This window comes from Bacteroidota bacterium (assembly GCA_018831055.1).
GTDB lineage: Bacteria > Bacteroidota > Bacteroidia > Bacteroidales > B18-G4 > M55B132.
In genome coordinates this window covers 1-5,752 of sequence record JAHJRE010000200.1, presented here as the reverse complement: position 1 = coordinate 5,752, position 5,752 = coordinate 1, and the positions used below count along the sequence as shown (strand labels likewise).

At 37.3% G+C, this 5,752-nt stretch carries 2 protein-coding genes; both read right to left on the bottom strand.

Features of this window, described 5'->3' with window-relative positions:
• Window positions 1–653: 653 nt before the first annotated feature.
• Window positions 654–1,061: a hypothetical protein gene (locus tag KKA81_13175; protein MBU2651875.1), complete on the bottom strand. Its 408-nt coding sequence runs from the start codon at window positions 1,059–1,061 to the stop codon at window positions 654–656.
• 1 nt (window position 1,062) lies between these two features.
• Window positions 1,063–5,703, bottom strand: a complete 4,641-nt coding sequence (locus KKA81_13170; GenBank protein MBU2651874.1) for a hypothetical protein — start codon at window positions 5,701–5,703, stop codon at window positions 1,063–1,065.
• Window positions 5,704–5,752: the final 49 nt, after the last annotated feature.

The following is a 5,752-nucleotide window of genomic DNA, read 5'->3' as shown; positions in this document are numbered from 1 at the left end:
TGAAATATTCGTTTTTTCATATTTATTCGTGCATTCGTGGCATTTTTTAGTTATTTATTCGTGGAATTAAAGTTTAAAATCGCCACGAATGCACGAATGAATAAAATTTTAACTTCACGCTTATTGGTGAAATGAAATATTCGTTTTTCATCTTTATTCGTGCATTCGTGGCATTTATTAGTTATTTATTTGTGGAATTAAAGTTTAAAATTCTTTTCGGATGAAAGAAAATCTCCTCTATGGTTGATTTTTTATCACAGAGGGAAGGAGAGGCACAGAGGAGTGTTTCTCTATGATTCTTACACGTGTAAAATAGAAAAAGCGGGAGCAACCATTGCAAGCAGCTTGAAATAAAAACTTAGCCGGGGTAACCTGTCCCGGGTAGTTTGTTTCTCTTCCGTTTTGGTTGAACAGTTGTAAAATTCAAAAACCTTTACTTTATTTAAAACTTGTCAAAAAAGGAATCCAGTTGCTACATTTTGTAAAAATTACATAGTAAATTGAATTTTACACTTTTAATTGATTCGACACCGAAGTATTCAAACCTGAAAAGCTATTTGTTAATTAGAGATTTACCCTGCCAGGTTTTGTTTTAGAAATGTTTAGAACATTGGTCATAATTACTTCAGAAACTTGGAGGGAAATACTACTTTTTATATAATCAATTTACCAATTATTATTGGAAGTATAAATATTCCAATAGACATTAAAAAGTACATCAAATAAATATTTCCCTTGCTATACCTGTATTTTTTTATCAGCTTTTCATATCGTTTTCCTCTAAATATTAATATCCAATTTAAAAAGATGAAAGGTATAAATAAGGTTATGATACCTGAAAGAAAACCATCAATCATATTTCCAGGAAATAAATCAAAATCTAAAAAAATATCAATCTTTATATTGAAGATGCTTAACCAAAAGAAGATTGTTAGTAGATTAATCCCTTGTAATATCGATATTGGAATCAGTGTATAGGTTTTCCAATTTCGCATATGTCCATACTTAGCTTTTTCATAAACTATAGCATCAACCCATATCATATAATATATATTTCTCATATCAATCTTCTTTTGCTACATCATATATTAACCTTGCCCCGAAATATGCTCCTGCTATTATAGCAATTCCCCACCCAACTGGGTTTGATGCCAGAAAAATTGTAGCTCCTAAACTGGCTGCACCTATACTAAAATCTGCCACATCCCAACCGTTAACTGCATCAATTCCTCCTTGAGAATAATCATTATAAATATGATATCCTGATACTCCCATTCCAAATAAAGCTCCAGCTACTCCGGTGCTTTTCACAAATCTTAGATACTTTGAGCCAGTTTTTCCTATATCTCCTGTTCTTGCTGCATAGCTTATTAATTGCTCCTTTGTAGTGTTTGCTATCATAAAAGCCCCGACTATACTATTTGCGGTGCCTACCCATTCTGGAACACTATTATAGGATGAATTAAATGAAGACACCCACCCCACATCACCCCAGCCAGGGGCTATATCACCAATAGGAACCCAAACACAAACTGCAGAACTATAAGTAAATCCAACTGTCCTGTTATTTAGTGTTTTTGTAAGCCATGTTCCTGAGATTTGGATGTATTGTCCCATTTCACCGGAACCATCGGGTTTGAAATATGCTCCGTCTGATGAAGATAAATCTGAAGCATCAAAAATTTTACCCGAACCGGTGGAGATAATATTTCCGGATTGCGATGAAGTGGAAAGAAAACCCCCAACACCATCAACCGAAGTCCAGGTCAAACTTGTCCCATAAGCTGGTCCTTGCAATGTATATTTTCCTCTTCCATAGCAATAATCAAGGAAATCATTCCAGTTTTGGCCGGACCATTCCATGCTGCTCCACAAGTTTTTATTATTCAAAAAATTGTAGCTGTCTTGTGTCATGTGAGACCCGGGAAATCTAAAAGCATTCAATTGTTTGTGATGTTCAAGAAACAACCCGGGTTTAAAGTAAAAGTAGCATCCATCCGGATCAACATTCCCCACCGGGTTATTCCCCATCGCGCTATATGGGCTTGTTCCCTGATTCACCGGATCCGGCACGTTCCACCTGCCGGTCTGCCCGTCGAACATCCTGGCTCCGAAATCATACAGGTTCAGGTTCAGCCATTGCTGTCCGCTGTGGTTCTCTTTGCCCTGGTACATGTATGGATTGTCCGGCTGGCCGTTCATGTACCTTGTGCCGCTGAACTCCATGCCGAAGGGGTAGTAGTGGTTTTCCTGGATGATTTCAGCAATAGTGTCGTTATCGGTGTCGGTACATACAACCCGGACAGTGCCAAGGTGGTCGCGGAGGAAGTACTCGGCCAAAATCGTGTCATTGGCAGGCACCATTCGGCCTTCCTCCGTGAGTATATACTGCAATTCGGCATTTTTATAAACAAATCCGTTTATATAGACCCAGGTAAACGTGTTTTGTCCGGAAACTACTTTTTTTGAAAGTTTTTTCCCGGTTGCATCATAATATATTATAAGGTAATGGCTGGCATCAAAGGTGATGGTATCGGGCAGATTGAAATGATTATATGTAATGCTTGTTATTCCTTTGTTTTTATCACTGATCAGGTTCCCATTATCGTCATAGCTGTAATCGTCGTTAGTTCGATTGCCATTGTCGTTAAAATCATTCCCAAGCGAAGTAGTATATGAAGCATCATCGGTGACGGAGGTCAATTGATTGCCGCTATACTGGTAATAAAGATCATCGATAACCTGGTATCCGTATTCTTCCCCGGTATATCCTTTGCGGTCAAGATATTTGATGTTCCCGTTCAAATCGTATTGAATATTATAAACGCCATAATTGTTGTTGACCGACCAGCTCCCTTGCGAAAAGTCCCCGTATTTTGCCTGTGTCATTTGGTAGAGATCGTCATACTGAACTCCATATCCACGTATCCCGTCATATTGTGCTGCCTGCCAACGGATACCGGAAATATTTCCGTTGTATTGCGGAGTACCGTCCAGGGCGGTCAATCCTTCATTGTAGAGAATATCCATCCCAAACAAGTCGTCTCCATCCTCATTAAAATAAACCAGAGGAATATCGCTGTAAATGAATGCTGATATTTTACTGCTGATTGCGTCTATCTGGATTGTATCAGTATATCCCAGTTCCTCGAGTCTTTCGCGGACTATTATATCAATGCTATCCAGGATCATACCTTGTTCAAAATATTTATCGAAAAATAATCCTTTTATGTCAAAGGTAATGGAATCTCCCGAAATATCCAAGAGCTTATTAAATTCTGTTGTATCGCTTTCTTCTTTGAACATATTCTCTTCGGTATATTCGTCTATGTCAAGGTATCTGGTTTGGGATGTATCATCCAATTGCACAATGTATAAGGACTTGTAATCGGAAAAACGAATTTCCAATTGCCCGGCTGAGATTTCTTCAAATGAAATCTTCAATGAATCATATTTAATGCCTTGTACGGACTCATCGGTTTCGAGATACTCATTGTAATTTATAATGCTGTTGCTGTTATCGAGATTGCTTTGATTGATATGAGTTAACCAACCTCTTACATTGTATATATAATCGACTGATTGCCAAAACGAAATGCCATTGTCGGGAGAATGTAGATTTTTCTCTATCAGCTGTCCAAGTTCATTGTAGTTGTTGGAATACATCAGGAATTTATTTTGGTTATTAATACCATACTTAAGTTTTAAAATGCGGCCGGCATGATCATAAGTATATTGACGGTATTGCGTAATTGAATCCACACTGGTTACATGATCATGACGGTTGTTTCTTATCCTTCCATCAAACATAAGTTCGTTTCTTATTAAGTCGTAACCGGATAGATGATTATCGGATATGCTTTGAATAATACGGCCTTTGTTATCAAAATATTGCAGATTGTATAACCAATTATTGCTTCCATCAAGTGTTTTCGTTTTTCCACCGGTTTTGTACTCCCTAAGTCTGTTATTCGGATCGGCCGGCATCCTCAGATTTACATCGCGTTGGTAAAGATAATCTTCGTTTTCGTCAAACCGGTAGTCGTCATAATAAGCGACATTTAATATTTTTGAATTATTGTAACTGTCAGGGAAAGAATGGAATGTGTAGCCTTCATCCATAGTTGTAAACGAAACAGTATCTTCAAAAAAGTTATCAGGATACGTTGAATAGAAATTATCAGCAACAGCCTGCATTTGTGAACCTGTTAGTGAAGATTCATCATAATACAGTCCAGACATTATCTTGCGACCATATAGATCATATTTTGCAAAGTTCCATGTAGACTTATCTCTGAGATTCCCATCCTGAGAAAGAATTACCCGATCAACTTTGTCATACACTAAATACTCCTTGTCCCTACCCGGCAATTGTCTTTCTGTGAGCCTTCCCTTTTCATCGTATTTGAAGCAAAATATATATTTTGTCGCTATTTGATCGGTCCATGAAAAATCATAATCATCTGCGGCAACCATATCATCAAATGCTTCCGGTGGAATGATATATCTTATCCTTCCAAAGTCATCATATACATAATAAGTATAAATGCTTTCAGAATCCACCGTATTGATTTTTGCAATGGTTTTCCCTGATTTATCCACACAAACAAAACCGGTTTGTCCGTTTTCATCGGTAGCTTGGTTTATTACCAGTTCATTTTCAGGATAATATTTATTGCTGTTATCAACATCGCATGCCCCGGTAGATGGAATAACACTGAAATTTATGATATGATCCTCCTCATTAAATGAATAATCGGTTTCAATCTCGTGTCCTTCACCCGGTTGCCATAATTTACCGGCAAATCCCTGTTTTTCTATCCTGTTCATGGGTGAATCATCAAAAGATGTAATCGCATAAGGATACAGGGTATGAGCCACACGAGGAGCATTGACATAAAAATCCTCAATATCTCCGATAGGATCTGTTTTCATCAGTCCATTTGTTTCATTACTTGCATAAGGCAGGTAATGTATGGTATCTCTTCCATAGCAGTCATAAACAAATGCATTTACCATGTCTTTGCCATTGGGTGATACTTGACGGTTAACAACTTGTATTATATTCCCTAAGCCATTGAAATATTTTCTGGATTCAGCCTTCTCTCCAATTGATAAGTTGTCTATATCTCCGGCAGATGAAATATCATCAATCAGGATTATTTGGCTTTTAATAAAACTTTCTGTACTGGACACAGTATAATCGTACCGTGCTGTTATATACTTATCGTCATCTCTTGTAAGGAATAATCTTCCCCAGTCATCATATTCAAAATAACTGAATCGGCTATTGGTACCTGATGTACTTAAAATACGACTCTTAGGGTCATGTGAATAAGTTTGTATTAAAGCATCAGAAGGATAAAAGCGGATATCATCCACAAAAGCTTCATCGTCGTTATCCTCTACTTCCACGGTTACTTTTATTTGTATAGGTGCCTGAAGATTTTCTATTTCCGCCTGAGATAGGTTCACTGTATATAAATTCCAACCTGAACCTGTTACATATATTTTTTCTGAGTATGTATCGTTGTTTACTCCAATTTTCAGGCTTGTATGATTATCCCCGTTTATCCATGCCGAGGCAGTATATCCGTTTTGACTATTCAGGGGTTGTCCGGAAATGGTAAAACACTTGTATACTTTACCAAGTCCATTAATCGAAAGAATGTTTTCCCCACTTTTAGGATCATTTGATTCCATTGCTTCGATATTGTTTCCCTCTATTACCCAATCCGAATTATCAAAATCT